The sequence below is a fragment of the Streptomyces sp. NPDC001717 genome, from assembly GCF_042892775.1.
Taxonomy (GTDB): domain Bacteria; phylum Actinomycetota; class Actinomycetes; order Streptomycetales; family Streptomycetaceae; genus Streptomyces.
The window spans coordinates 271,615-297,516 of record NZ_JBIAUK010000007.1 but is presented as its reverse complement, the minus strand read 5'-3'; the positions used below and the strand labels follow the sequence as shown (position 1 = coordinate 297,516).

The window sequence follows — 25,902 nt, the reverse complement described above, 5'->3', positions numbered from 1 at the left end:
GCCCCGGTCGTGGTCCGGCCGTGGTCAGGCCGTGGTCAGGCCGTTCGGGGCCATGGGCGAAGATGGGGCGGTGACCTCGGCCTCCCAGCGCCCGGACGGGACGATCCCCGTGCCCCGGCTCATCGCCACCGACCTCGACGGAACTCTGCTGCGCGACGACAAGTCCGTATCGGAGCGCACCGTCGCCGCGCTCGCCGCCGCCGAGGAGGCGGGCGTCGAGGTCTTCTTCGTGACGGGCCGCCCGGCCCGCTGGATGGACGTGGTCGCCGACCACGTCCACGGACACGGCCTCGCGATCTGCGCCAACGGGGCCGCGGTCGTCGACCTCCACGCGGGACGCGAGTTCGTACTGGTCAGGGCCCTTCCCCGGGCCGCGGCGCTCTCCGTCGTGGAGGCCTTGCGCGCGGCGGCTCCCGGCACCTCCTTCGCCGTCGAGATGACGACGGGCATCAACTACGAACCCGCCTACCCGCCCTTCTTCAAGGACCCGGGCGCGATCCTGGCCACCGCCGAGAAGCTGCTCCAAGAGGAGACGGACGACAGCGCCGCACCCGTGCTCAAGCTGCTCGCCCACCACGACGAGCTCGCCCCCGACGAGTTCCTGGAGCTGGCGCGTTCCGCCGCCGGCTCGTACGCGTCGATCACCCGGTCCAGCCCGACCGCCCTCCTGGAGATCAGCGGGCACGGGGTCTCCAAGGCGAGCACCCTGGCGCTGTGCTGCGCCGAACGGGGCATCTCCCCCGACGAGGTGGTCGCCTTCGGGGACATGCCGAACGACATCGAGATGCTCGCCTGGGCCGGCACCTCGTACGCGATGGGCAACGCCCACCCCGCCGTGATCGCGGCCGCGTCCGGCCGTACGACCGCCAACGACGAGGACGGGGTCGCGGTCGTCATCGAGCGCATCGTGGCCGAGCGCATCGGCCGGCGGCAGCAGGGCCACGTCTAGAGCGGAGCTTCCGGAGAGGAGCTTCTAGAGCGGGGCCTCCCACACCAGGGTGGTTCCGCCCCCGTCCTCGCCGATGCCCGGGCCGTACCAGCTCGCCCCGCCCAGCGACTCGGCCCGTCGACGCAGGTTTCGCAGCCCGCTGCGCCGGCCGCCCTCGGGGATGCCCACCCCGTCGTCGGCGACCTCCAGCCGGACTCCGGGCCTCCCGTCCTTCAGGGTGGCGGTGGCGTCGACCACCACCTCGATCCGGGACGCGTCCGCGTGCCGGAAGGCGTTGGACAGGGCCTCGCGGAGCGCGGCGATCAGGTTCTTGCCCACGAGCTCGCCGACGACCGCGTCGATGGGGCCGAGGAACCGGTGCGCGGGCTTGAAGCCCAGGGGCACGGCGGCCATGTTGATCTCGCGCAGCACTCGGGTGCGAAGTCCGGACGGGGCCTCCGCAGGGCCCTGCTGGAGGGCGAAGATCGCGGTGCGGATCTCCTGGATGGTCACGTCCAGTTCGTCCACGGCCTTGCCCACGCCGTCGCGCACCTCGGGGACGATGGAACGGCGCTGGGCGCCCTCCAGCATCATCCCGGTGGCGAACAACCGCTGGATGACCAGGTCGTGCAGATCGCGGGCGATCCGGTCGCGGTCCTCGAAGACGGCGAGCCGCTCCCGGTCCCGCTGGGCCTCGGCCATCATCAGGGCAAGGGCCGCCTGCGAGGCGAACTGCGTGGCCAGCGTCCGCTCGGATTCGCTGAAGGGCCGCCCGCCGCGGGCCCGAGGGGTGACGAGCGCACCGAGCACGCGTCCGCCGCTGTGCAGCGGCAGCATCATGCAGGGGCCGTACTGACTGGTCAGCTTGCTGATCATGCGGGGATCGGAGGCGGCGTCCTCCACGAAGACCGGCTCGCCCCGGAGCAACCTGTCCACCACGGGGCTCTCGGCCGGGATCAGCATCCCCAGCGAGGTGGCCGGGTGCTCGGCGGAGACGGCGACGATCTCCATGCCGCCCTCCTCGGCCGGGAGCATCACGATCCCGGCTGCGGAGTCGGCCAGGTGGCGGGCCTGTTCGGCGACCACGGCGAGGGCGTCGTCGGCGTCGCCGCCGGACAGCAGGGCGGTGGTGACGGCCACCGAGCCGTCGATCCAGCGCTCCCGCTGGGTGGCGGCCTCGTAGAGCCGGGCGTTGCCGATGGCGATGCCCGCCTCGGTGGCCAGCACCCGGACCATGTGGACGTCGTAGTCGTTGAACTCGACGCCGCCGTTCTTCTCCGCGAGGTAGAGGTTGCCGAAGATCTCTCCCTGCACCCGGATCGGGACCCCCAGGAAGGTCTTCATCGGGGGGTGGTGCGGCGGGAAGCCGGCCGATCTCGGGTCTTCGGTCAGGTCGGCGAGCCGCACCGTTTCGGGGTGCGAGATCAGCGCCCCGAGCAGGCCCCGCTTCCCGTCGGGGCGGCGCCCGATCTTCCGGGCGTGTTCGGAGCCGATGCCGTGGGTGACGAAGTCCGAGAGCCCCCGGCCCTCCGTGTCGACGACGCCGATCGCCGCGTAGCGGGCGCCGGCCAGCTCGGCGGCGGTCTCGCAGATGCGGTCGAGCGTGGAGTGCAGCTCGAGTCCCGTACCGACCGACCTCATGGCCTCCAGCAGCTGCGGCACCCGGGCCGTGAGCTCGGTGGACAGGCCGTGCAGACTCCGGGTGGCCTGGGTGGCGGCCTCCAGCGGGTCCGACGTTCCGGCGGTTCCGGCGGTTCCGGCGGTTCCGGCGGTTCCGGCGGTTCCGGCGGTTCCCTGTGACGGATCGGGGGATTCCTGCGACTCCTGCACTGACATGCCCTTGAGCCTAGTTAGTACCTATTAGCGGGGAAAGTCGGCCAAAGTCCCGTCTGCTTCCCGTTCCCGCTCCAGCAGCCCGCGCAGCGGGCCCTCGGCGGCGGCCAGCTCGGCGTAGGCGCCACGCTGCACGACCGCCCCCTGATCCAGTACGAGCACCTCGTCGACCGCTTCCAGACCGGCCAGCCGGTGCGTGATCAGCACGGTCGTACGGCCTTCGGTCGCGGCCAGCAGGTCCGCCGTCAAGGCGTCCGCGGTGGCCAGGTCGAGGTGCTCTGCCGGTTCGTCGAGGACCAGTACAGGGAAGTCGGCGAGCAGCGCCCGGGCCAGGGCGAGGCGCTGGCGCTGGCCGCCCGAGATCCGTTCGCCGTGTTCTCCGACCAGGGTGTCCAGCCCGTCCGGCAGGCCGTCCGCCCACTCCAGGAGCCGGGCCGCGGCCAGCGCCCCGCGCAGTTCCTCCTCGCTCGCGCCGATCCGGGCGAGGCGCAGGTTCTCCCGTACGGAGCTGTCGAAGATGTGCGCGTCCTGGGCGCACAGGCCGACGAGCGTGCGGACGTCGTCCCCGTCGAGGGTGCGGGCATCGCTCCCGCCCAGGGTGTACGTGCCTTCGCTCGGGTCCAGGAACCGGAGCAGGACCTGGGCCAGGGTGGTCTTGCCGGAGCCCGAGGGTCCGACGACGGCGATGCGCCGACCGGCCTCCAGGGTCAGGTCGATCCCGTGCAGCGCGTCCCGGTCCCGGCCCGGGTGGCGGGCGGCGAGCCCGGTGAGCCGCAGCGGGAACGGCGAGGCGGGGGCCGCGGCGGGCCGCTCCGGCTCGGCCACCGGCGCCGGGGCGTCGATGACCTCGTACAGTCGCTCGGCGCTGCGGCGCACCCGCTGGCGGTACTGGACGGCGAGCGGCAGTCCGCTCACCGCCTCGAACGCGGCGAGCGGCGTGAGCACGGCGACGGCCATGGCCACCCCGGACAGGCGCCCGGCGTGCACCGCGTTCGCGGCGAGCGCCGCGGAGACCACCACGGTGAGCCCGCACACCAGGGCGGACAAGCCGCCGCCGAGCCCGCTCGCGGCGGCGCCCCGTGCGGCGATGGATGTCAGCAGGCCGTCGCTCTCGCGCGTGCGGCCCTTGCGGTCCTCCAGCGCGCCGGCCACGGTCAGTTCCGCGGTGCCGGTGAGCAGATCGGCCACCCGGGTGGCGAGTTCGCCCCGGGCGGGCGCGAGCCTGCGTTCGGCTCGGCGGGCGCAGGCTCCGCTGACCAGCGGCACCCCGACCCCTGCGGCGAGCAGTCCGGCGGCGAGGACCGCTCCGGCCTCGGGCAGCAGCCAGGCGGTGAAGGCGACGGAGCCGGTGCCGACGATCAGCGCGGTGCCGACCGGCAGCAGCCAGCGCAGCCAGTAGTCCTGCAGTGCGTCGGCGTCGGCGACGAGGCGGGCCAGCAGGTCCCCGCGCCGGTGCTCGCGCAGTCCGGCGGGTGCGATGCGCTCCAGCCTCCGGTACACGGAGACCCGCAGGTCGGCGAGCATCCGCAGGACGGCGTCGTGGGAGACGAGCCGCTCGGCGTACCGGAAGACGGCCCGGCCCATGCCGAAGGCCCGCGTGGCCGTGACGGCCACCATCAGATACAGCACCGGCGGTTGTTCGGAGGCCCTGGAGATCAGCCACCCGGACACGGCCATCAGGCCGACGCTGCACCCGACGGCCAGCGCCCCCAGCAGCAGCCCGAGTCGGAACCGCCCCCGCCAGGCCTTGGCGGCGGCGCGCACCCGGGCGAGCGGGTTCGCTCCGGGCGTCCGTCCCGGCACGGTTTCGGCGGCCGGGGAGTCGTCCGCGTCCGGCACCAGGGCGCGCTGCGGATCCCGGGGCCGGAGCGCGGGAGCGGCGGACGGAGCGGCGGACAGTGCGGGGGAGGACAGCCCCTCGGGGCGCACCTCCACGACCCGGTCGGCGAGTGCCAGCAGCGCCGGGCGGTGCACGACCAGCAGCACGGTCCGCCCCACGGCGAGCCGGCGCACGGCCTCCACGATCCCGGCCTCGGTCTCCCCGTCCAGGGCGGCGGTGGGCTCGTCCAGCAGCAGTACGGGCCGGTCCGCCAGGAACGCCCGCGCCAGGGCGAGCCGCTGGCGCTGGCCGGCCGACAGGCCCGTCCCGCCCTCGCCGAGCGGGGTCGCCGTCCCCTGCGGGAGTGCGGCGACGAACGGCCACGCCCCGGCGTCCTCCAGGGCGGCGGTCACCTCGGCGTCCGTGGCCCCGGGCCGGGCCAGCCGCACGTTCTCGGCGATGGTCCCGGCGAACAGGTGCGACCGCTGCGGCACCCATGCGATGCGTGAGCGCCACTGCTCCGGCGCCAGCTCGGCCAGGTCCACGCCGGCCACCCGGACCCGCCCCGCGGTGGGGGCCGTGAACCCGAGCAGCACCTGGAGCAGCGTGGACTTGCCCGCCCCGCTGGGTCCGGTGAGGGCCACGCACTCCCCCGGTCCGACGGTCAGCGAGACGGGACCGGGGGAGTCCTCGCCCCGGCCCTCGTGGCGGACGGCGACCCCGTCGATCTCGATCCGCAGCGGAGCCCCGGCGGGCAGCTCCGCGCGGCCGGCGGATCCGGGGAGGGGGGTCTCCAGTACGTCGAAGATCTCCTCCGCGGCGGCCAGCCCCTCGGCGGCCGCGTGGTACTGCGCCCCCACCTGCCGCAGCGGCAGGTACGCCTCGGGGGCCAGGATCAGGATGACCAGCCCGGTGTAGAGGTCGAGGCCGCCGTGGACCAGCCGCATGCCGATGGTCACGGCCACCAGCGCCACCGACAGGGTGGCCAGCAGCTCCAGTGCGAAGGAGGAGAGGAAGGCGATGCGCAGGGTGCGCATCGTGGCGCGCCGGTAGTCATCGGTGATCTTGCGGATCGACTCGGCCTGCGCCTTGGCCCGCCCGAAGACCTTCAGGGTCGGCAGGCCCGCCACCACGTCGAGGAAGTGCCCCGACAGCCGCGACAGCAGCCGCCACTGGCGGTCCATCCGCGACTGGGTGGCCATGCCGATGAGGATCATGAACAGGGGGATCAGCGGCAGCGTGACCACGATGATGGCCGCCGACACCCAGTCCTCGGTGACGACCCGGGCGAGCACCGCCGCCGGTACGACCACGGCGAGCCCCAGCTGGGGCAGGTAGCGGGAGAAGTAGTCGTCGAGGGCGTCCACCCCCCGGGTGGCCAGTTGCACCAGCGAGCCGGTGGGCCGGTCGGTCAGCCGGCCGGGCCCCAGGTCCGCGGCCCGTTCCAGGAGCCGTCCCCGCAGCTCCGACTTGACGGCCGCGCCGGCCCGGTGGGCGGCCAGTTCCGTCAGCCAGGCGATCAGGCCGCGCCCCAGCGCCACCGCCGCGAGCAGCAGCAGCGGCGTCCGGAGCGCGGCTCCGTCCAGCCCCTCCTCGAAGGCACCGACCACGATCTCGGCGATGAGCATCGCCTGACCGACGACCAGCCCCGCGCCGGCGACGCCCAGGGCCACCACCGCCCCCAGGAAGAGGCGGGTGGAGCGGGCGTACCGGAGCAGGCGCGGGTCGATCGGTTTCACGTGAAACATCCCTCGGGCAGGGGGGTCGAACGGGTGGGTCGTGCGTCAGTGCGCGTCGACGATGTGCTGCGTGCCGATGCGCTTGCGGAACACCCAGTACGTCCAGCCCTGGTAGAGCAGGACGAGCGGGGTGGCCAGGGCCGCCAGCCACGTCATGATCTTCAGCGTGTACGCGCTGGACGAGGCGTTGGTGACCGTGAGGTTCCACGCGTCGTCCAGCGAGGACGGCATGACGTTCGGGAACAGTGTCAGGAAGAGCATCGCGACGGCCGCCGCGATGGTGACCCCGGACAGTGCGAACGACCAGCCCTCACGGCCCGCCCGGTTGAAGCCCAGGGCCCCGAGCAGTGCGATCACCGCGACGGCCATGGCGACCAGGCTCTTGGCATCGCCGCGGGTGAACTGGGTCCAGGTCAGGAAGACCAGGGCCAGCACCGCGGCCACCGCGCCGAGCCGGGTCGCGAGTCCGCGCGAGCGCTCCCGGATGTCACCCACCGTCTTGAGCGAGGCGAAGACCGCGCCGTGGAAGGTGAACAGGGTGAGGGTGACCAGGCCGCCGAGGATCGAGTAGCCGTTGAGCAGGTCGAGGAAGGTCCCGACGTACTCCTTGTGCTGGTCGATCTTCACGCCGCGCACGATGTTGGCGAAGGCCACGCCCCACAGGAAGGCGGGGATCAGCGAGGTCCAGAAGATCGCGTGTTCCCAGTTGGCCTGCCAGCGCTCCTCGGCGCGCTTGTGCCGGTACTCGAAGGCGACACCGCGGACGATGAGGCAGACGAGGATGATCAGCAGCGGCAGGTAGAACCCGGAGAAGAGGGTGGCGTACCAGTCGGGGAAGGCGGCGAAGGTCGCGCCGCCCGCGGTGAGCAGCCAGACCTCGTTGCCGTCCCAGACGGGCCCGATCGTGTTGATCAGGACCCGCTTCTCGGTGCGGTCGCGGGCGAGCAGCTTGGTCAGTACGCCGATCCCGAAGTCGAAGCCCTCCAGGAAGAAGTAGCCGATCCACAGGACGGCGATGAGTACGAACCAGACGTCGTGGAGTTGCATGGTGTGGTCTCCCCAGCCTCAGTACGAGAAGGCCATCGGCCGGTCGGCGTTCTTGTCGTCCCCGCCGATCTTGGTGGGCGGGTTCAGGTCGGCCTCGGTGAGCTCGGGCGGGCCGGCCTTGACGTACTTGACGAGGAGCTTGACCTCGATGACGGCGAGCACGGCGTAGAGCAGCGTGAAGCCGATCATGGAGGTGAGGATCTCGCCCTGCGAGACGTTCGGCGAGACCGCGTCCCGGGTGCGCAGGACCCCGTAGACCACCCACGGCTGGCGGCCCATCTCGGTGAAGATCCAGCCCCAGGAGTTGGCGATCAGCGGGAAGCCCATCGTCCAGAGTGCGACGACCCAGTACAGCTGTCCCCACTTCGGACTCAGCGCCTTCTTGAAGAGGACCAGGTTCGGGACCTCGTCCTCCGAGGTGCGCAGCCCCGGCGGCAGCATGAACTTCTTGCGGGTCAGCCACAGGCCCAGCACGCCGATGCCGAGCGAGGCCATGCCGAAGCCGATCATCCAGCGGAAGCCCCAGTAGGCGACCGGGATGTTGGGCCGGTAGTCGCCGGGCCCGAACTTCTCCTGCTCGGACTTGTTGACGTCGTTGATGCCGGGGACGAAGGAGCTGAAGTCGTCGTTGGCGAGGAAGGACAGCAGGCCGGGGATCTCTATCGCGACCTTGTTGTGGCCCTTCTCGACGTCGCCGTAGGCGAAGACGGAGAAGGGAGCCGGCGCCTCGCCGTCCCAGAGCGCCTCGGCGGCCGCCATCTTCATGGGCTGCTGCTTGAACATGACCTTGCCCAGCAGGTCGCCGCTGATGGCGGTGCCCATGCCGGCGATGATCAGGGTGACCAGGCCGACCCGCAGCGAGGTCCGCATCACGGGGATGTGCTTCTTGCGGGCGAGGTGGAAGGCGGAGATGCCGACCATGAACGCGCCGCCGACCAGGAAGGCGGCCGTGATGGTGTGGAAGAACTGGGTGAGGGCGGTGTTCTGGGTGAGCACGAGCCAGAAGTCGGTGAGCTCGGCCCGGCCCCGCTCCCCGTTGATGCGGTACCCGACCGGGTGCTGCATCCAGGAGTTCGCCGCCAGGATGAAGTAGGCGGACAGGACGGTGCCCATGGACACCATCCAGATGCAGGCCAGGTGGATCTTCTTGGGCAGCTTGTCCCAGCCGAAGATCCACAGGCCGATGAAGGTCGATTCGAAGAAGAAGGCGATCAGCGCCTCGAAGGCCAGCGGCGCTCCGAAGATGTCACCCACGAATCGCGAGTAGTCGGACCAGTTCATGCCGAACTGGAACTCCTGGACGATGCCGGTGACGACACCCATCGCGATATTGATCAAGAAAAGCTTTCCCCAGAACTTCGTGGCCCTGAGGTACTTCTCCTTCTCGGTGCGCACCCAGGCGGTCTGCAGGCCGGCCGTGAGGGCGGCGAGCGAGATCGTCAGTGGCACGAAGAGGAAGTGATAGACGGTGGTAATGCCGAACTGCCAGCGCGCCAATGTCTCTGGCGCCAAAGCTAGGTCCACGTCGTCTTCTCCTTGTCGTCGCCGTGGTCACAGCCGCAGTCTGCCTGGCGGGTTCCCCCCATACAGGGAGAAGCAGGACACGCTTGTGAACGCGTTCACATTCACAAGCATTATGGCGCACATCCTTTCGGCTCTGCACAGCGGGGGTCCCCTAGCCAACTCATTCAACAAATTGTTGAATATGGCTCATGAAGATTCGAATCTCCTGGCCCGCGGGCCTGCTCACCGCAACCCTCGACGAGACCCCGACCAGCAAGGCACTGGCCGCGGCCCTTCCGATCTCCGCATCCGCGAACACCTGGGGCGAAGAGGTCTACTTCGACACCGGCGTCTCCGTGGCCCTGGAAGACGACGCCCGGCAGGTCGTCGAGCCCGGCACCGTGGCGTTCTGGACCGAGGGCGACGCGCTCGCGCTGCCCTACGGCCCCACGCCCATCTCGCGCGGAGGCGAGAGCCGCCTGGCGAGCCCCTGCAACGTGCTCGGCTCCTTCGACGGCGACCCCCGCCTGCTGGCCACCGTCCGCGACGGCGACCCCATCCGCGTGGAACTGGTCTGACGACCAGCCGCTCTACATCTCCTTGAAGAACGCCTCCGCCGTGTGCAGGAAGAGGTCGTTCGCCTCGGGCTCGCCGATCGTGACCCGCAGGCCCTCGCCCGCGAAGGGCCGGACCACCACACCGGCCTTCTCGCAGGCCGCCGCGAAGTCGGCGGTCCGCTCCCCCAGCCGCATCCACACGAAGTTCGCCTGGGTGTCCGGCACGGTCCAGCCCTGCGCCAGCAGGGTCTCGTGGACCCGCGTCCGCTCGCCCACCAGCGCCCCGACGCGCCCCATCAGCTCGTCCTCGGCGCGCAGCGAGGCCACCGCCGCGTCCTGCGCGAGCTGGCTGACGCCGAAGGGCACCGCGGTCTTGCGCAGCGCCGCGGCGACCGGCTCGTGCGCGATCGCGAAGCCGACCCGCAGACCGGCGAGCCCGTACGCCTTCGAGAACGTCCGCAGCACGGCCACGTTCGGGCGGTCGCGGTACAGCTCGACGCCGTCCGGCACGTCCGTGTCGCGCACGAACTCCTTGTACGCCTCGTCCAGCACCACCAGGACATCCGACGGCACCCGGTCCAGGAACCGCTCCAGCTCGGCACGGCGCACCGCGGTGCCGGTCGGGTTGTTCGGGTTGCAGACGAAGATCAGCCGGGTCCGCTCGGTGATCGCCTCGGCCATCGCGTCCAGGTCGTGCACGTCGCCGTCGGTCAGCGGGACCTGGACGGAGGTCGCACCCGAGATCTGCGTGATGATCGGGTACGCCTCGAAGGAACGCCAGGCGTAGATGACCTCGTCGCCCGGACCGGCCGTCGACTGGATCAGGGACTGGGCCACGCCCACCGAGCCGGTGCCGGTGGCCACGTGCTCGACCGGCACGCCGAACCGCTCCGCGATCTCGTTCACCAGACCGGTGCACGCCATGTCGGGGTAGCGGTTGAAGCTGCCGGCGGCCGCGACCGCGCTCTCCAGCACCCCGTGCAGCGGCGGGTACGGGTTCTCGTTCGAGGACAGCTTGTACGCGACGGCACCGCCCGCGGCAGCCGGCTTGCCGGGCTTGTATGTCGGAATGCCGTCCAGCTCGGCGCGCAGCTTCGGGCTCTTCTCGCTCACCGCAGGTCCTCCTCGACCATCCCGTACGACGTCGCCGTCGACTCAATACTCCTCACCTTATGAGGATTCCGCTCTTCCGAGAATGGGGGCGCCTGGAATGCGGGGGAGCGCGCGCATATATGCGCGCGCCGGTGGCCTGCGCCGTGGCGCGCATCCCTCGTGCAGGTGAGTTGAGACCGGCCCGAGACCGCACCGGTTTGGCATGCCCGGACCCGCCGACAAGCGGCACCCTCACCCCAGACACCCAAATACCTTCGTTTCCAAGGTCATTGGGGGTGGCGAAACATGCAGAAACGTGCCTGTCAACGGGTGCATATGCACCCAGGCCGCCCCCGCCTCGGAGCCCTACTATCGGCTCGCCATGACAGCAGCAGGGAAGCATCAGGTGAGCCGGACCGAGACCACCCGGCGGGCCGCCGGCCGACAGGGCCGGGCAGGCATCAGGGACGTGGCCGCCGCGGCGGGCGTCTCCATCACGACAGTCTCCGACGCGCTCAATGGCAAGGGACGTCTCCCCGACGCCACCCGCCGCCACGTTCGCGAAGTGGCCGATCGCCTCGGCTACCGCCCGTCGGCCGCCGCCCGCACCCTCCGTACCGGCAAGTCGGGCCTCATCGGCCTGACCGTGACGACGTACGGGGATGAACCTTTCACCTTCACCGAATTCGCCTACTTCGCCGAGATGGCCAGGGCCGCCACCTCCGCCGCGCTCGCCCGCGGCTACGCCCTCGTCATCCTCCCCGCCACCTCCCGGCACGACGTGTGGTCCAACGTCGCCCTCGACGGCACCGTCGTCATCGACCCCTCCGACCACGATCCCGTCGTCACCGAACTGGTCCGCCAGGGCCTGCCCGTGGTCTCCGACGGCCGCCCCGCGGGCTCCCTCCCCGTCACCGCCTGGGTCGACAACGACCACGAGGCCGCCGTCCTCGGCCTGCTCGACCACCTCGCCGCCGCAGGCGCCCGCCGGATCGGGCTGCTGACCGGCACCACCACCGACACCTACACCCGGCTCTCCACCACCGCCTACCTCAACTGGTGCGAGCGCGTCGGCCAGGACCCCGTCTACGAGTCCTACCCCGCCCACGACCCCTGCGCGGGCGCCGTCGCCGCCGACCGGCTCCTCGCCCGCCCCGACCGGCCCGACGCCGTCTACGGACTCTTCGACCCCAACGGCACCGACCTGCTCGCCGCCGCCCGGCGCTACGGCCTGCGCGTCCCCGAGGACCTGCTGCTCGTGTGCTGCAGCGAGTCCACCGTCTACGCCAACACCGAACCGCCGATCACGACCCTCTCCCTCAAACCCCGGCGCATCGGCACCGCGGTGGTGCAGCTCCTCATCGACGCCATCGAGGGAGTGGACACCGGACGACCCGTGGAACAGGTCGTCCCGACCGAGCTCATCATCCGCACCTCGTCGCAGCGCAGGCAGCCCCGTACGACCGTCAGCCCGCCCCGATCGCCGGCACAGGACTGACCTCCGAGGAGATCGACAACGCCCATATCGGGAGAAAGCATCAGGAACGACTGGTTCCGCGCAGGATTCACCACCCCTGGTGCGTCACACAGCGCGAGCCGCATTCCTATGATGGGCGCACGACATCACGGACCCTCCGCCCCGGAGGTCAGGAGGGTCCGCAGGTGTACGGCAGCGCGACGGTGGTGGAGGGGTCGATGACTCAGGGGGCCGGTCAGGGACCCGTGATGCGGACGGAGACGCTGCGGGACTTCCGGGTGCCGGTCGACGAACCGGTCACCGCGTCCGCCCCGTACGCCGTGCCCACGGGAGTTCCCGGCGAGGCCCCCGTCTACGGCGAGTACCCCGCGTACTACGCCGACGGCGCCGGCGCCGGCGAGCCGCAGGCGGAACACTTCGCCGAGCCCGCCGCGGCCCCCCTCTCGGGACCCGTCGTCATGGTCAAGGCCCCCGAGGAGCCCGCGGACGCGGACCCGGAGGGCTACACCCCCACCTACCGCGATCTGCCGGTCATCGGCCGCGGCGCCCTCGGTGGCCCCGGCGACACCGTCCAGGTCCAGTACGTCCCCCAGGACGACCCGACCGGTCCCGGGCCGCTGTACGTCGTCGGCGACGTCCACGGCTACCTCGACGAACTCGTCACGGAGCTCCAGGTCCAGGGCCTGATCGACGCGAACGGCAGCTGGTCCGCCGGCAACGCCCGGCTCTGGTTCCTCGGCGACTTCACCGATCGCGGACCCGACGGCATCGGCGTCATCGACCTCGTCATGCGGCTCTCCGCCGAAGCCGCCGCCTCCGGCGGCTACTGCAAGGCCCTCATGGGCAACCACGAACTGCTGCTCATCGGCGCCAAGCGGTTCGGCGACACCCCCATCCAGTCCGGCGCCGGCACCGCGACCTTCCAGGCCGCCTGGCTCCTCAACGGCGGCCAGCGCACCGACATGGAACGCCTCCAGGACGTGCACCTGCAGTGGATGTCCCGCCTCGACGCGGCTGTGCTGGTGGAGGACCACCTCCTCCTGCACTCCGACACCACCGCCTACCTCGACTACGGCGACAACATCGAGGACGTCAACGACACCATCCACGAGCTCCTCAACCGCGGCGACGCCGACATCACCTGGGACCTCTTCCGCAAGTTCACCAAGCGGTTCGCCTTCCGCGACGAGGAGACCGGCCCGCAGGCCGTCCGCGAACTGCTCGGCACGTACGGTGGCAGCCGCGTGGTCCACGGCCACAGCCCCATCCCCTACCTCCTCGGCGAGGTGGGCACCGAGGACGGCGACGAGAACCGCGGCCCGGAGGCCATTCACGGCCCGCACGTGTACGCGGACGGCCTCGCCATCGCCATGGACGGCGGGGTCACGATGGCGGGCAAACTGCTCGTCCGACAACTCCCGTTGAACGACTGAGGGTTCCCCGCACGGGGTATTTCCGGAAAGCCCCTGTCAGCCTGTGGCGTGGGCCCTCTACCATCGCTCTATCCGTAGCAGGCTCTCCTCCGTTTGTGCCGGCGCCCGGGTCTACGCGGGTATCGGCCTCCACGGAGCATCGGGGGATGCACATGACCAGCGCTCCACACCTGCTGACCGAAGACCGACCGGAGTTCGATCGGCTCCTCGACGAGGCGCTGCGCACCGCGCACGAACGGCCCGAGCTCGCCACGCTCGGCGAACGTCTGAACGCCGAACAGCTGCGCACCATGGCCCTCGCGGCCCGCGCACTGCTCACCACCGCGGCCGCCGCCGAGTACGACCACTACGTGAAGATCCGCGGGGAATCGCGCGACGAGCTGCTGTCCACACCCGGCACCACGGGCGAGGAGGGCGCCGAGCAGGACACCGGCACGGGCGCCGGCATCAGCGCCGTGGTCGCGGTCCTCGCACCGGTCCTGGCGGGCACCGCCATGCTCATCTTCCTGCTCGTGGGCTACTGCCTGAAGATGATCGAGCCCGAACCCGCCTTCGCCGAGACGATGCTGACGGCCGGCTGGCTGTTCGGCGCGCTCACCGTGGCCGCGCTGCTCTTCGCCGTGATCGGACTGCTGGTGACGGCCGTCCGCAACGGCTCGACGGAGGTGGCGGCGGACGAGGCGGAGGCGATACCCGACGAGGTCGCACGGGCCCGGGAGGCCTGGCGCAACGCCCTGTTGGAGCGGGGGATCATGCCGTTCCTGCGGGACGCGCTGGCCGACCCGAGCTCGGGCCCCGGCCTTCCCGGCCCCCGCAGGCGCGGCGGTCGGATGCCCGAACTGGGCTACACCGCGCCTGATTTCACAAGTCCGGGGACCCCCCATGAGGGTCCCCGGCCCGGTTACACGTCACCGGACTTCACGAGCCCGGACTTCGGCGGCCCGGAGCGCGAGCCGGAGTAGATCCCTCCGGCGGCGCGCTCCGGGCCGCGTGGTTCAGTACCTCATCACAGGGTCAGTGCGTCCCTGCGCTCCCGCGTCCCTGCGTCGGCTCCCGCCGCTTCAGGGGCGCGTGATCCCCTTCGGGACGTCCAGCTGCGAGGCCGAGTGCCGCGGCTGCTGCGGCTTGGCCCCGGAACGGTTCAGCGGGACCACTCCGCTCGGGCCGGGGATCCTCTGGACCCAGGGACCGGCACCGTTGTCCTGCGGGGTCTCCGGATCGTCCGTGCAGTCGAGCTCGAAGTTGCGGGTGCCCGGCGTCATGCTGACGTTGGTGACGAAGCAGAGCGTCTCCCACAGCTCGTTGGACTCGGTGAGCACCTGGATCGAGACGTTGTTCGCCTGGTGCGCGATGGAGATCGCGCACGCGTCGGACGGGTAGTCCGTGTGCGGCGGGTCGATGGTGAGGTTGTGCCAGCTGAACTCGGTCGTGTTGTTGCCGTTGAACGAGCCCTGGGTGTCGCGGATGCCGACGAAGGCGGTGCGGTCCGCCGTCAGGGCGGCCTTCACCTCCCAGGCGTTGTTGTCCGCGATGGCGTCGACGTCGATGCACCGCGACGGGCCGGTGGGGCCGGTCGGACCCGTGCCGCCCGTCGGGCCGGTCGGACCCGTCGCACCCGTCGCGCCCGGACCGCCCGATGCGCCCGTCGGGCCGGTCGGACCGGTCGGGCCCGTTTCGCCCGTCGGACCGGTCGGGCCGGTCGGGCCGGTCGGGCCGGTGGGGCCCCGCTTGCCCTTGTCGCACTTGTCGTCGCCGCCACCCCGCATGCCGTCCTCGGAGACTCCGGCCCGCGGCTTGTGGTTCGGCTTGTGGGACTCGCAGCGGTCCTTGTCCCCACCCGCGGGACTCACCGCCGACCCGGCGGGCTGGATGGTCTGGGCCGCGCCGAGCGCGGGGCTGGAGATTCCCACCAGCACCAGGGCAAGCGATGCGAGGGTGCCGCCGGCCCGCCAGCCGTTACGCCTGGGCAGCGGGCCTAGGTTTGACCTGGTCTTGCGCTCGGGACTCATGTACGCCGCTCCTTCTCGAAACCGGATCGAACGATGTGCGTCGGGGCCATCGGGCCGCCTCAGTCATCGTGGGGATCGCGGTCTCGGACGCCGCGACGCCTCGCATACAAGTCCACTTATTGGACGAATGGCACGCCCCCGATGGGCTCTTGCCGGGTGGCGGCGTCGACCGGCGTCAGGCGCCCGGAAATGCCGACGGCCCGGAGCGCCGGCCGGACTGGATCGTCCGACGGTGCTCCGGGCCGCGGTGGCGCCGCGTGTCCGTTACTTCATGGTCTTCGGACGGTGGTTGAGCGCGTCGGGAGCCAGCATGCTGTGGGCGGCGCGACGGGTGGGGTTGTACGGAACCGGCGGGTCCGCCGGGGTCCACACGCCGTCGCACGTGAGCGTGGTCGGGTTGCCGTTGACCACGTCGCAGAAGGTCTCGTAGACGACGCCGCCGTCGGTCACCACCTCGACGACGATGCCGTTGGCCTGCTGCGCGATGGAAACGCCGCAGGCGTCAGCCGGGTAGGTCTCGCCCGTGCTGAGGTTGTACCAGATCCACGTGAACGGCGGCTGCCCCGACGTCTGGCGTACACCGACGTAGGTGTTCCCGTCGCCCGGAAGCACCGCCTTGAACTCGCGGCTGCTCTGGTCCGTGATGGCGTCGACGTCGATGCACTTCGCCGGACCGGTCGCACCCGTCGCGCCCTGCGGGCCGGTCGGACCCGTGGCACCCGTCGCTCCGGGCTCACCCTGCGGACCGGTCGGACCCGTCGGGCCGACCGAACCCGTTCCACCCGGACCCTGTGGACCGGTCGCACCCGTCGCGCCGGCCGGACCCGTCGGGCCCGTCGGGCCGACCGAACCCGTTCCACCCGAGCCGGGAGGACCGGTCACGCCGGTCGCACCCGTGGCGCCGGCCGGACCGGTGGCACCCGTGGCGCCGGCCGGGCCCGTCGGGCCCGTCGAACCCGTACCGCCACCGCCGGCCGGACCGGTGGGGCCGGTGGGACCGGTCGGTCCCGTCGGGCCCGTCGCACCGGCAGGGCACTTGTCGTGCTTGTCCTTGCCGTCCTCCCCGCCCCAGACCTCGTCGTCCCCGCCACCCAGGAACTTGTCCAGCAGCTGGGCGTGCAGCGGCTTGTCGTGCGGGGGCCGGCCGTCCTCCGACTTGCAGTCGTCGCCCCCGCCCGCCCGGTTCGCCGCGCTGACGGGGCCGGACGCCTGGACGGTCTGGCCCGCGGCGAGCGCGGGGCCGGCGACTCCCATCAAGACCAGGGCAAGCGATGCGAGGGTTCCGCCGGTCACCAGGCCGCTCCGCCTGGGCAAGGGACCGAGGGTTGACCTGGTCTTGTTCTCGGGACTCATATACGCCGCTCCTTCTGAACCGGATCGAACGATGCGTGGTGGGGCCGCTCGGGCCACCTCGGACATCGTGGTGATCCCGGTCGCGGGGTGACGGGGCGCCTCGCAGAGACGTCAACGGATCGGCCCAGTGGTTCACCCCCATTGGAGGAGCCTGCGTTTGACAGAACGTCGGCGGCCCGGAGGGCCTGCCGGACCATGTCCGACGGCACTCCGGGCCGCTTGGGTTCACTGTCTGATCATCGCGCTGCTTCCGCCGGGGTCACCCGGCCGGGCGTCAGCCGCGGTGCTTGTTCCCCTTGTCGGTCCTGTGATTGGCGACCGGCTTCTTGGCAGCCTGCTTCTTGACGGCGGGCTTCTTGGCGGGAGGGTTCTTGGCGGCGGACTGGTTCCGCAGCGGCGGGCTGTCCACCAGCGGGTTCACAGGAGTCCAGGCGGCGTTGCACGTGAGGCTCGGCGGGTTGCCGGAGTTCTCGGTGCAGGAGGTCTCCCAGACCCGCCCGTCGGGGGCCACCGTCTCGACGTTGGTGATTCCACTGTGGTCGCTGACCGAGACACCGCAGGAGTTGCCCGGGAAGTTGGTGTTGTCGGTCAGGTTGTTCCACTCGAAGTTGCCTACGGTCGGGGTGAGGCTGCGGATTCCGACCCACACCTGACCGTTGGTCGAGACCCCCTTGACCTCCTCGGACGCGCTGGGCTTGTAGGAGGCGACGCCACCGTTGCACGGGCCGGTGACGCCCGTGGCTCCGGTCGCGCCCCTGGCGCCCGTGGCACCCGTCGGACCCGTAGGACCGGTGACGCCCGTCGCACCCGTCGCACCCGTGGCACCGGCCGGACCCGTCGGGCCGGTGACGCCCGTGGCACCCGTCACACCAGTCGCGCCCGTCACACCAGTCGCGCCGGTCGCACCCGTCGCGCCGGCCGGACCCGTCGGGCCGGTGTCACCCGTGGCACCCGTCACACCGGTCGGGCCGGTGGCGCCGGTGGCGCCCGTCTCACCCGTGGCACCCGTGGCACCGGTGGCGCCCGTTTCGCCCGTGGCACCGGTGGCGCCGGTCTCACCCGTGGCGCCCGTCGCTCCGGTGGCGCCCGTCTCGCCCTGCGCTCCGGTCGGACCCGTCGGACCCGTCGGACCGGTCTCGCCCGTGGCACCCGTGGCACCCGTCGGACCGACGGAGCCTTCGCCGCCCGGACCGGTCGCACCGGTGGCGCCCGTCTCGCCGGTCGCGCCGGTCGCGCCGGTCTGGCCGGTCTCACCCGTGGCACCAGTGGCACCGGTGGGACCCGTCGGACCGGTCGGTCCGGTGTCACCGGTCGCGCCCGTCTCACCCGTGGCGCCCGTCGGGCCCACCGAACCCGTACCACCCGAGCCGGGCGGGCCCGTCACACCTGTGGCACCCGTGGCACCGGCCTCACCCGTGGCACCGGTGGCACCCGTCGCACCGGCCCCGCCTGTCGCACCGGTCGCACCCGCAGGGCCCGTCGGACCCGTCGGGCCCACCGAACCCGTGCCGCCCGTACCGGCCGGACCGGTCGCACCCGTCGCACCGGCCTGGCCCGTCGCACCCGTCGCACCCGTGGCGCCGGCCGGACCCGTCGGACCCGTCGACCCCGTCCCACCGCTGCCGGCAGGACCGGTGGCGCCCGTGTCGCCCTTCGGGCCGGTCGGGCCGGTCGGGCCGGTCGGCCCCGTTCCGCCCGCGGGCGGGCACTTGTCGTGTCCGTCGTGCGGGTCGCGCCCGTCCTCCTCGTCCCAGGTCTCGTCGTCGCCGCCCAGGTACTCGTCCAACAGCTGGGCGTGCAGCGGCTTCTCGTGCGGGGGCCGGCCGTGCTCCGGCTTGTCGTGCGGCTTGCAGTCGTCGCCCCCGCCGGCCGCCGGGGCGACGGCGGTCACGCTCGTACCGGCCGGCGAGACCAGCGCGACGACGGGGCTGGCCATGCCCACGAGCACGAGGGAGAGCGATGCCAGGGCACCTCCCGCCATCCAGGCCCGACTGCGGGGAACGGGGCCAAGCGGCGACCTGGTCCGGTGCTCACGACTCATCTGCAGCGCTCCTTCGGAACGGAATGCGGGCCGGAACGGGTGACGTCCCGACCGCGAGTTCGATCTTCCTTGGGAACTTACGGGCGCGAATCAGGGCATCTTGAGCAGTTCGTCTCGGACGTCAACAGATCGGCGTATCAGACCCGCACGAACGGATGCAGGCCCGGTCGCCCCGTGGTAGAGCCATCGGGTCACGCCACCGGCGAGCCGCCACCCCCTCGGCGGCCGGAATCCCTAACGTCGCCCGCGACCCGGCCGACGAGAGGGTGTTTGCGGTGAAGCCGACCATCTGTCTGAACATGATCGTCAAGAACGAGGCGCCGACGATCCGGAAATGCCTGGAGTCGGTGCGCCCGCTGATCGACACCTGGGTGATCGTGGACACGGGCTCCACGGACGGCACCCAGGACGTCATCCGGGACTGCTTCCGCGACCTGCCCGGCGCTCTCCACGAACGCCCGTGGAAGGGTTTCGACGGAAGCCGTACCGAGGCCATCGAGCTCGCCCGCTCCAGCGCCGACTACCTGCTGTTCATCGACGGCGACGACGTGATGCAGATCGAGCCCGGTTTCCGCATGCCCGACCTGACGCTCGACGCGTACCAGGTCGCGCTGCACGACGGCCCGATCATCCACTGGCGACCCGCACTGGTCTCCAACCGGCAGCCCTGGCGGTACGTGGGCGTCCTCCACGAGTACATCGAATGCGGCACCGACTACACCCGCGAGGCCATCGAGGGCTTCAACATCCTCTCGGTGGGCGGCGGGGCCCGGCTCCGGGAAGGCGGCCAGCGGGCGAAGTACCTGCGCGACGCCGAAGTCCTCACCGAAGGCCTCGCCAAGGAACCCGACAACACCCGGTACGCCTTCTACCTCGCCCAGAGCTGGCGCGACGCGGGAGAACCGGAGAAGTCCCTGGCCGCCTACGACCACCGCGTGGCCATGGGCGGCTGGGTCGAGGAGACCTACTGCGCCCGGCTCTACGCCGCGCGCCTCGCGGCCGGCCTCAAGCGGCCGGCGGCCGAGGTGATCGACCGGTTCCTGCGCGCGTACGAGAGCCGCCCCTCCCGCGCCGAGGCCCTCGGCGAGCTCGCCCGCCTCTGCCGCCTCGAAAGCCGCTGGCCCCTCGCCTACACGTTCGCCCGGCAGGCGGTGCGGATCCCGGCCCCGGACGACATCCTGTTCGTCGAGTTCGCCTGGCACGAATGGCGCGCGCTCGACGAACTCGCGGTGGCCTCCTACTGGGTGGGCGAGTACCAGGAATCGCTGGAGTGCTGCCAACGCCTCCTGGAGGAGGGCAAACTCCCCCTGGAGGAGCACGACCGGATCCTCGCGAACCTCGAATTCGCCCGACGCAAGCTCGGCCTGGCCGCCCAGGTCCCCGCCTGACGGCCACCCCCTCCCGAACAGCGGAAAAGGCCCGCGACTCCCCCCTCGGTGTCGCGGGCCTTCCCGTGTCGCCGCAGCGGAGGTCAGTCCGCCAGCGGCAGGTACACGCGGTTGCCCGAGGCGGCGAACTCGGCGGACTTCTCCGCCATGCCCGCCTCGATCTCCTCGGCCTTCAGGTCACCGCCGTGCTCACGACGGATGTCCTGCGAGATCTTCATCGAGCAGAACTTCGGACCGCACATCGAGCAGAAGTGCGCGGTCTTGGCCGGCTCGGCGGGAAGGGTCTCGTCGTGGAACTCGCGGGCCGTGTCCGGGTCGAGGGCCAGGTTGAACTGGTCCTCCCAACGGAACTCGAACCGCGCGTCCGACAGGGCGTCGTCCCAGTCCTGGGCGCCCGGGTGGCCCTTGGCCAGGTCGGCGGCGTGGGCCGCGATCTTGTACGTGATGACACCGGTCTTCACGTCATCGCGGTTGGGCAGACCCAGGTGCTCCTTGGGCGTCACGTAGCAGAGCATCGCGGTGCCCCACCAGGCGATCATCGCGGCGCCGATGCCCGAGGTGATGTGGTCGTACGCGGGCGCGACGTCCGTGGTCAGCGGGCCGAGCGTGTAGAACGGCGCCTCCTCGCAGATCTCCTGCTGGAGGTCGATGTTCTCCTTGATCTTGTGCATCGGGACGTGCCCGGGGCCCTCGATCATGGTCTGGACGTTGTGCCGCTTGGCGATCGTGTTCAGCTCGCCGAGCGTCTTCAGCTCCGCGAACTGCGCCGCGTCGTTGGCGTCCGCGATCGAACCGGGACGCAGACCGTCACCGAGCGAGTAGGTGACGTCGTACGTCGCGAGGATCTCGCAGAGCTCCTCGAAGTTCGTGTAGAGGAAGTTCTCCTTGTGGTGCGCCAGGCACCAGGCCGCCATGATCGAGCCGCCGCGGGAGACGATGCCGGTCTTGCGACGGGCGGTCAGCGGGACGTACGGGAGCAGCACGCCGGCGTGGACCGTCATGTAGTCGACGCCCTGCTCGGCCTGCTCGATGACCGTGTCCTTGTAGATCTCCCAGGTCAGGTCCTCGGCACGGCCGTCGACCTTCTCGAGCGCCTGGTAGAGCGGCACGGTGCCGATCGGCACGGGGGAGTTGCGCAGGACCCACTCGCGGGTGGTGTGGATGTTGCGGCCCGTGGAGAGGTCCATGACCGTGTCCGCGCCCCAGCGGGTCGCCCAGGTCATCTTCTCCACCTCCTCCTCGATGGAGGAGGTGACGGCGGAGTTGCCGATGTTGGCGTTGACCTTCACCAGGAACCGCTTGCCGATGATCATCGGCTCGATCTCGGGGTGGTTCACGTTGGCCGGAAGGACCGCGCGACCTGCGGCGATCTCCTCGCGGACGACCTCGGGGGAGACGTTCTCGCGGATCGCGACGTACTCCATCTCCGGGGTGATCTCGCCCCGGCGGGCGTACGCGAGCTGCGTGACGGCGGCGCCGCCGCGACCCCGGCGGGGCTGGCGGGGGCGGCCCGGGAAGACCGCGTCGAGGTTCTTGAGCCCGCCGCGCGGCGAGGTGTGCTTGATGCCGTCGTCCTCGGGGCGCACGGGGCGGCCCGCGTACTCCTCGGTGTCGCCGCGGCCGATGATCCAGTTCTCGCGCAGCGGGGGCAGGCCCCGGCGGACGTCGGTCTCGATCTGGGGGTCGGTGTACGGACCGGACGTGTCGTAGAGCGTGACGTCCTTGCCGTTGGTGAGGTGGACCTGGCGGACCGGCACCCGGATGTCCGGGCGGGAGCCCGCCAGGTATCCCTTGTGCCAGCCGGGCTGGCGCTCGGTCTGGCCGTCGTCGTCCTGGCTGACGGCAGGCGTGCGTGCGTCGTCCTGAATGGTCATGAGACCTGATCTCCCTACGCCGGCATTACCCGGTAACAGGTTCGGCGGTCGACGCAGCCTCTTCCCGTACACATCTGTGATGTGCGTACGGTGATCAGCGCCCTCTCAGCCCGGTGCTCCGAGCTCCCGCGTTGTGCAAAGTAGCCCCCACGTTAGCGTCGTGTGTGGCGTGCTGAACAGTGGGCCCCCCTCATCTCTTGCGATGATCTGCCGGTGACGTCTTCGCTGCATCCCCCCACGAAGCCCACCGAGCCCCATGACCACACCGGCCACGAGCACCCAGGTCCAGGGCACGACTCCGGTCATGCGCCCGGCCGGGGGCACGGCCATGGCCACGGCCATGGCGGGCACGGGCACGGGCACGGCCACGGTCCGGCGGCGCCCGGCTCGAAGCACTTGCGCAAGGTCATCGCGGCCGTACTGATCCCCTTCGCCGCCGCCGTGTTCGTCGGCATGGCGGTGCTCTGGCCCGGCGGAGCACCCGCGCACGAGCGCACGGGGGTCGGTTTCGACCGGCAGACCCAGCAGGCCACGGTCGTCTCGCTGGAGCGTGTCGACTGCAAATCCGTGAACGCCTCGCAGGTGCCCCCGACGGGTGACGCGTCCACCCCCGAGGGGCGCGAGGCGCAGGCTGCGCAGACGGGGGAGTGCAAGAAGGCGACCGTCGAGGTCGGTACGGGCCCGGAGAAGGGGCGGACCTTCGTGGAGGTCGTCCAGCCGGGTGCGCCGCGGCAGTTGGAGAAGGGCCAGGAGGTGGTCGTGGCCTACGCGCCGGACGCCCCGCACGACCTCCAGTACTCGGTGATCGACGTGAACCGCAAGCTCCCGATGGCGCTGCTGGCGGGCATCTTCGCCCTCGCCGTCGTGGTCGTCGGGCGGATGCGCGGGGTGTTCGCCCTGATCGCGCTGGTCGTCAGCTTCGGCGTGCTGACCCTCTTCATCCTCCCGGCCATCCTCCAGGGATCGAACCCGCTGCTCGTCGCCGTCATCGGGGCGAGCGCCATCATGCTGATCGCCCTGTACATGTGCCACGGCCTGACGGCCCGCACCTCGGTCGCCGTCCTCGGCACGCTGGTCTCGCTGCTGCTGATCGGGCTGCTGGGTTCGGTGTTCATCGACTGGGCGTTCCTCAGCGGCAACACCGATGACAACACCGGTCTGATCCACGGGCTCTACCCGCGGATCGACATGAGCGGTTTGCTGCTGGCGGGCGTGATCATCGGATCCCTGGGCGTGCTGGACGATGTGACGGTCACCCAGACCTCGGCCGTCTGGGAACTCCATCAGGCCGACCCGACAATGGGCCCGCGCAAGCTCTACCGGGCGGCGATCCGGATCGGCCGCGACCACATCGCGTCGGTGGTCAACACGCTCGTGCTGGCCTACGCGGGCGCGGCCCTGCCGCTGCTGCTGCTGTTCTCGATCGCGAACAGCAGCATGGGTTCGGTGGCCAACAGCGAGCTGGTCGCGGAGGAGATCGTGCGGACCCTCGTGGGATCGATCGGGCTCGTGGCCTCGGTCCCGGTGACCACGGCACTGGCCGCGCTGGTCGTATCGGCCGACCGACCGGGATCCCCGGTCGCCTCGCCGGCCTCGGGACCGGTCCGCGGCGGCCGGGGCCGGCGGCGCAAGCGCTGAAAGGCGGTTCTCGCGGAACGGCTGCTCTCGGGAAACGACTGTTCTCACGAAACGGCTGTGCTCACGAAACGGAAGCGGGGAGCGTCGGCGGACGCCGGCATTCCTGTGTTTCAGGTGTGGCCGGTGTTTCACATGTTGCAGGTGTAGCCCGTATTGCCCCTGGCGCCTTTGCCCGTACTGCCGTGCAAGAGGCGTCAGCCCGCGTTCTGTTCGTTCTGCTGCGACTCGGCGAGGATCTTGCAGAGCGCCTCGTCGAGGTTCTCCTCGAAATCGCCGAGGTTCCGCTCCTGACCGAGAGGAACGAGCCGGTCGGTCCGGTCGAGGAACGCGACGAGCGGGGCCGCGCCGGCGCGGAAGAGCGCCCGGTCACCGCCCACCTGCAGCCGGATGTGGACATCGGACAGGTCCTCGGGATCGGTGGGGGCGATGTGCACATCACCGTCACCGCACGGCTTGTTGATGCCGTCGAGGAGGAGTTCCCGGCCGAACGCCCAGGTCACGGGCGCGTCTCCGGGAAGGTGGAAGGTCAGGCGGACTGCGTAGGGGTCACGTGCGTCGTACCGGAGTTCCACCGGGATCCGGAACGAGAGCTCCTCGGAAACGAGGAAGCTCATCATGACCTCTGCCTGTACCGACTCGCGCATTGCCTACCCCGCTGTGTTGGAAGTGGCCAGGAATGATCCCCCAGGGCCCTCTTGACAAGGGTGGTGGAAGCGCTAGCAGATCACAAGGAGTGAGTTTTCAGATACTGATAGAGAACGAGAGGGTGCTCAACAGCGCGCCTACTTCACTCCGTAGCCGATCGACCACACAGGGCAATCGGTCTTGCTGGTGCAGAGGAAGGGAAATCGCCATGGTTGCGGCGGTATCGCCCGCCGTGATGGGGATCGCGGCGCAGACTGTGCCGAGGGCATATTCCTGGCGTTCGGTTACTGGCTGCATTCGCCCGAGGGCGCCGATCCTGTTCTCCAGGGAACGCAGATCCCTCACGGTGTGAGCGGTGATGGCCTCGACCGGATGACGGTCGTAGTGGTCCTGGCGGGCCTCTTCGTCGAGCTGACCGAGCAGGCACTGCCCGATGGCGTGCGCGTGGCCGGTCGCCCGGAAGTCGGCCCACTCCTCGCAGGCCGGGTTGGCCGGGGTGTCCGAGACGCCCACGACCTCGATCTCGCCCTCGCGGTAGATCGCGAAATAGACGGGAGCCCCGACCGCGTCGCGGAAGTGCGCGAGGGAGTCGAGGATCATGCTGCGACGTTTCTGCTGAAGTCCGCCACCAGCGAGCCGCCCGGCGGCGTCGCCCAGCACGAACACTCCGTTCTCTCTGCGCAGATAGCCCTCGTGCGTCAGGGTGCGCAGCAGGTGGTACGCGGTGGGAAGGGGGAGCCCGGCTTCGCGGGCCAGCTGTTTCGCCGGGGCCCCCTCGCCGTGGGACCCCACTGCTTCGAGCAGCCTCAACGCCCTCTGCACCGAACCGATCAGCGTCGGCACACCGGCATTGTGAACCGAAGACAAAGCTCACCCCCAGGCGTGGCGGCGGGCCTTCGGGGAGGCCCGCCCTGCGGGGGCCGCCCCCGCACATGCCATCGCTCCTGGGGTCGTACTCAGCGGCTGTGTGACAGAACCGCAGGTCAGAGCGGAATCGCCGGCTTTTCACGCCCAGGGAGCGGCATAGAATGCCACTCTATCCGCCGATTCCTGGCCTGTGAGCGGTTTACGGCCTCGTGTTCCCTCACCTGGCGCAATGACGGAATCATCCCGTCCGTACGGTCCGCGACGTCTACCACTCGCCGGCCGAGGACTTCGAACCGCCGCGGCCGATCTTCTTCACGACGAAGACCAGACCGCCGACGAGGGCCACGAAGAGCAGCACCTTGAAGACGAAGCCGACCAGGAAGCTGAGGAAGCTGGTGATCACGCCGCCGAAGACGAACAGCACCAGCAGCGGAACAGCGACCCACTTGACCCACCAGGGCATACCCGCGAACGTCTCCCGGATCCCGTTCATGTCTCCTCGACCTCTTCCTCGTTCTCGTCCTCGTCCGTGACTTCCTGCTCTCGATGCTAGGAGTCCGCGGACGCCTCCGGGGGCCCGCGAGCCCCCGGAGTCCCCTGATCCGCCCCCTAGGGGCCGGCCGCCGGATCGGGGCCTCGACCCTGATACCGCGAGGCGC

General features: G+C 70.9%; 19 protein-coding genes and 1 riboswitch. Of the genes, 7 read left to right on the top strand and 12 right to left on the bottom strand.

Annotated elements, in window-relative coordinates; all coding sequences use genetic code 11:
• Positions 1-52: 52 nt before the first annotated feature.
• Positions 53-949: a Cof-type HAD-IIB family hydrolase gene (locus ACFYZL_RS15990; protein ID WP_384748245.1), complete on the top strand. Its 897-nt coding sequence runs from the start codon at positions 53-55 to the stop codon at positions 947-949.
• Between the two features lie 24 nt (positions 950-973).
• Here the strand turns inward: ACFYZL_RS15990 and ACFYZL_RS15985 are convergent, their stop codons facing one another.
• The 4 genes from ACFYZL_RS15985 to ACFYZL_RS15970 are packed head-to-tail and all read right to left on the bottom strand — an operon-like array spanning position 974 to position 8,890.
• Entirely contained in the window at positions 974-2,764 is a 1,791-nt protein-coding gene (locus ACFYZL_RS15985) for a GAF domain-containing sensor histidine kinase (protein ID WP_388679402.1), read from the bottom strand.
• Between the two features lie 24 nt (positions 2,765-2,788).
• Positions 2,789-6,319, bottom strand: a complete 3,531-nt coding sequence (cydD, locus tag ACFYZL_RS15980; RefSeq protein WP_388679399.1) for a thiol reductant ABC exporter subunit CydD — start codon at positions 6,317-6,319, stop codon at positions 2,789-2,791.
• A gap of 45 nt (positions 6,320-6,364) precedes the next feature.
• Positions 6,365-7,366, bottom strand: a complete 1,002-nt coding sequence (cydB, locus tag ACFYZL_RS15975; RefSeq protein WP_384748236.1) for a cytochrome d ubiquinol oxidase subunit II — start codon at positions 7,364-7,366, stop codon at positions 6,365-6,367.
• An 18-nt stretch (positions 7,367-7,384) separates the two neighbouring features.
• Entirely contained in the window at positions 7,385-8,890 is a 1,506-nt protein-coding gene (locus ACFYZL_RS15970; protein ID WP_388679395.1) for a cytochrome ubiquinol oxidase subunit I, read from the bottom strand.
• A 188-nt stretch (positions 8,891-9,078) separates the two neighbouring features.
• Here ACFYZL_RS15970 and ACFYZL_RS15965 point away from each other — a divergent pair, with 188 nt between their 5' ends.
• Positions 9,079-9,447 (top strand): cyclophilin-like fold protein, encoded by a 369-nt coding sequence (locus ACFYZL_RS15965; protein WP_384580138.1) that lies wholly within the window; start codon positions 9,079-9,081, stop codon positions 9,445-9,447.
• Positions 9,448-9,459: 12 nt separating this feature from the next.
• Here the strand turns inward: ACFYZL_RS15965 and hisC are convergent, their stop codons facing one another.
• Positions 9,460-10,539 (bottom strand): histidinol-phosphate transaminase, encoded by a 1,080-nt coding sequence (gene hisC / locus ACFYZL_RS15960; protein ID WP_384748231.1) that lies wholly within the window; start codon positions 10,537-10,539, stop codon positions 9,460-9,462.
• A gap of 361 nt (positions 10,540-10,900) precedes the next feature.
• Here hisC and ACFYZL_RS15955 point away from each other — a divergent pair, with 361 nt between their 5' ends.
• From ACFYZL_RS15955 to ACFYZL_RS15945, 3 genes are all read left to right on the top strand, one after another.
• A complete protein-coding gene (locus ACFYZL_RS15955) occupies positions 10,901-12,016 on the top strand; it encodes a LacI family DNA-binding transcriptional regulator (protein WP_030028209.1) in 1,116 nt (371 codons plus the stop codon).
• A 182-nt stretch (positions 12,017-12,198) separates the two neighbouring features.
• Positions 12,199-13,428 carry a metallophosphoesterase gene (locus ACFYZL_RS15950; protein WP_384748251.1) on the top strand — a complete coding sequence of 410 codons (1,230 nt, stop codon included), beginning with the start codon at positions 12,199-12,201 and terminating at the stop codon, positions 13,426-13,428.
• Positions 13,429-13,574: 146 nt separating this feature from the next.
• A complete protein-coding gene (locus ACFYZL_RS15945; protein WP_384748228.1) occupies positions 13,575-14,390 on the top strand; it encodes a hypothetical protein in 816 nt (271 codons plus the stop codon).
• Between the two features lie 99 nt (positions 14,391-14,489).
• On the opposite strand, the gene ACFYZL_RS15940 is transcribed toward ACFYZL_RS15945, so the two are convergent.
• From ACFYZL_RS15940 to ACFYZL_RS15930, 3 genes are all read right to left on the bottom strand, one after another.
• Positions 14,490-15,437: a hypothetical protein gene (locus ACFYZL_RS15940; protein WP_388679390.1), complete on the bottom strand. Its 948-nt coding sequence runs from the start codon at positions 15,435-15,437 to the stop codon at positions 14,490-14,492.
• Positions 15,438-15,701: 264 nt separating this feature from the next.
• Positions 15,702-16,691, bottom strand: a complete 990-nt coding sequence (locus ACFYZL_RS15935; protein WP_388679387.1) for a hypothetical protein — start codon at positions 16,689-16,691, stop codon at positions 15,702-15,704.
• Positions 16,692-17,064: 373 nt separating this feature from the next.
• Positions 17,065-18,831 carry a hypothetical protein gene (locus tag ACFYZL_RS15930; protein ID WP_388679384.1) on the bottom strand — a complete coding sequence of 589 codons (1,767 nt, stop codon included), beginning with the start codon at positions 18,829-18,831 and terminating at the stop codon, positions 17,065-17,067.
• A 275-nt stretch (positions 18,832-19,106) separates the two neighbouring features.
• Between ACFYZL_RS15930 and ACFYZL_RS15925 the strand changes: the two genes are divergently transcribed.
• Positions 19,107-20,219, top strand: a complete 1,113-nt coding sequence (locus tag ACFYZL_RS15925) for a glycosyltransferase (protein WP_384748219.1) — start codon at positions 19,107-19,109, stop codon at positions 20,217-20,219.
• A gap of 83 nt (positions 20,220-20,302) precedes the next feature.
• Here ACFYZL_RS15925 and thiC read toward each other — a convergent pair whose 3' ends face one another.
• Positions 20,303-22,093: a phosphomethylpyrimidine synthase ThiC gene (thiC, locus tag ACFYZL_RS15920; RefSeq protein ID WP_376656169.1), complete on the bottom strand. Its 1,791-nt coding sequence runs from the start codon at positions 22,091-22,093 to the stop codon at positions 20,303-20,305.
• Positions 22,088-22,233: riboswitch (TPP riboswitch) on the bottom strand. Its footprint overlaps the gene before it by 6 nt.
• A 256-nt stretch (positions 22,234-22,489) precedes the next feature.
• Between thiC and ACFYZL_RS15915 the strand changes: the two genes are divergently transcribed.
• Complete coding sequence (locus ACFYZL_RS15915) at positions 22,490-23,731, top strand: YibE/F family protein (protein ID WP_384748216.1); 1,242 nt, start codon at positions 22,490-22,492, stop codon at positions 23,729-23,731.
• Positions 23,732-23,925: 194 nt separating this feature from the next.
• On the opposite strand, the gene ACFYZL_RS15910 is transcribed toward ACFYZL_RS15915, so the two are convergent.
• From ACFYZL_RS15910 to ACFYZL_RS15900, 3 genes are all read right to left on the bottom strand, one after another.
• Complete coding sequence (locus ACFYZL_RS15910) at positions 23,926-24,375, bottom strand: SsgA family sporulation/cell division regulator (protein ID WP_384748213.1); 450 nt, start codon at positions 24,373-24,375, stop codon at positions 23,926-23,928.
• Positions 24,376-24,472: 97 nt separating this feature from the next.
• Complete coding sequence (locus tag ACFYZL_RS15905) at positions 24,473-25,219, bottom strand: IclR family transcriptional regulator (protein WP_384748211.1); 747 nt, start codon at positions 25,217-25,219, stop codon at positions 24,473-24,475.
• 289 nt (positions 25,220-25,508) lie between these two features.
• Positions 25,509-25,736, bottom strand: a complete 228-nt coding sequence (locus ACFYZL_RS15900) for a DUF5326 family protein (RefSeq protein WP_384748209.1) — start codon at positions 25,734-25,736, stop codon at positions 25,509-25,511.
• Between the last annotated feature and the right edge of the window lie 166 nt (positions 25,737-25,902).

What these genes read in the sequence shown, in the direction of transcription:
- ACFYZL_RS15990 (WP_384748245.1), top strand. Translation starts at nt 53, where the DNA reads ATGGGCGAAGATGGGGCGGTGACCTCGGCCTCCCAGCGCCCGGACGGG.
- ACFYZL_RS15985 (WP_388679402.1), bottom strand. Translation starts at nt 2,764, where the DNA reads ATGTCAGTGCAGGAGTCGCAGGAATCCCCCGATCCGTCACAGGGAACC.
- cydB (WP_384748236.1), bottom strand. Translation starts at nt 7,366, where the DNA reads ATGCAACTCCACGACGTCTGGTTCGTACTCATCGCCGTCCTGTGGATC.
- ACFYZL_RS15965 (WP_384580138.1), top strand. Translation starts at nt 9,079, where the DNA reads ATGAAGATTCGAATCTCCTGGCCCGCGGGCCTGCTCACCGCAACCCTC.
- ACFYZL_RS15955 (WP_030028209.1), top strand. Translation starts at nt 10,901, where the DNA reads ATGACAGCAGCAGGGAAGCATCAGGTGAGCCGGACCGAGACCACCCGG.
- ACFYZL_RS15945 (WP_384748228.1), top strand. Translation starts at nt 13,575, where the DNA reads ATGCACATGACCAGCGCTCCACACCTGCTGACCGAAGACCGACCGGAG.
- ACFYZL_RS15940 (WP_388679390.1), bottom strand. Translation starts at nt 15,437, where the DNA reads ATGAGTCCCGAGCGCAAGACCAGGTCAAACCTAGGCCCGCTGCCCAGG.
- ACFYZL_RS15935 (WP_388679387.1), bottom strand. Translation starts at nt 16,691, where the DNA reads ATGGGAGTCGCCGGCCCCGCGCTCGCCGCGGGCCAGACCGTCCAGGCG.
- ACFYZL_RS15930 (WP_388679384.1), bottom strand. Translation starts at nt 18,831, where the DNA reads ATGAGTCGTGAGCACCGGACCAGGTCGCCGCTTGGCCCCGTTCCCCGC.
- thiC (WP_376656169.1), bottom strand. Translation starts at nt 22,093, where the DNA reads ATGACCATTCAGGACGACGCACGCACGCCTGCCGTCAGCCAGGACGAC.
- ACFYZL_RS15910 (WP_384748213.1), bottom strand. Translation starts at nt 24,375, where the DNA reads ATGCGCGAGTCGGTACAGGCAGAGGTCATGATGAGCTTCCTCGTTTCC.
- ACFYZL_RS15900 (WP_384748209.1), bottom strand. Translation starts at nt 25,736, where the DNA reads ATGAACGGGATCCGGGAGACGTTCGCGGGTATGCCCTGGTGGGTCAAG.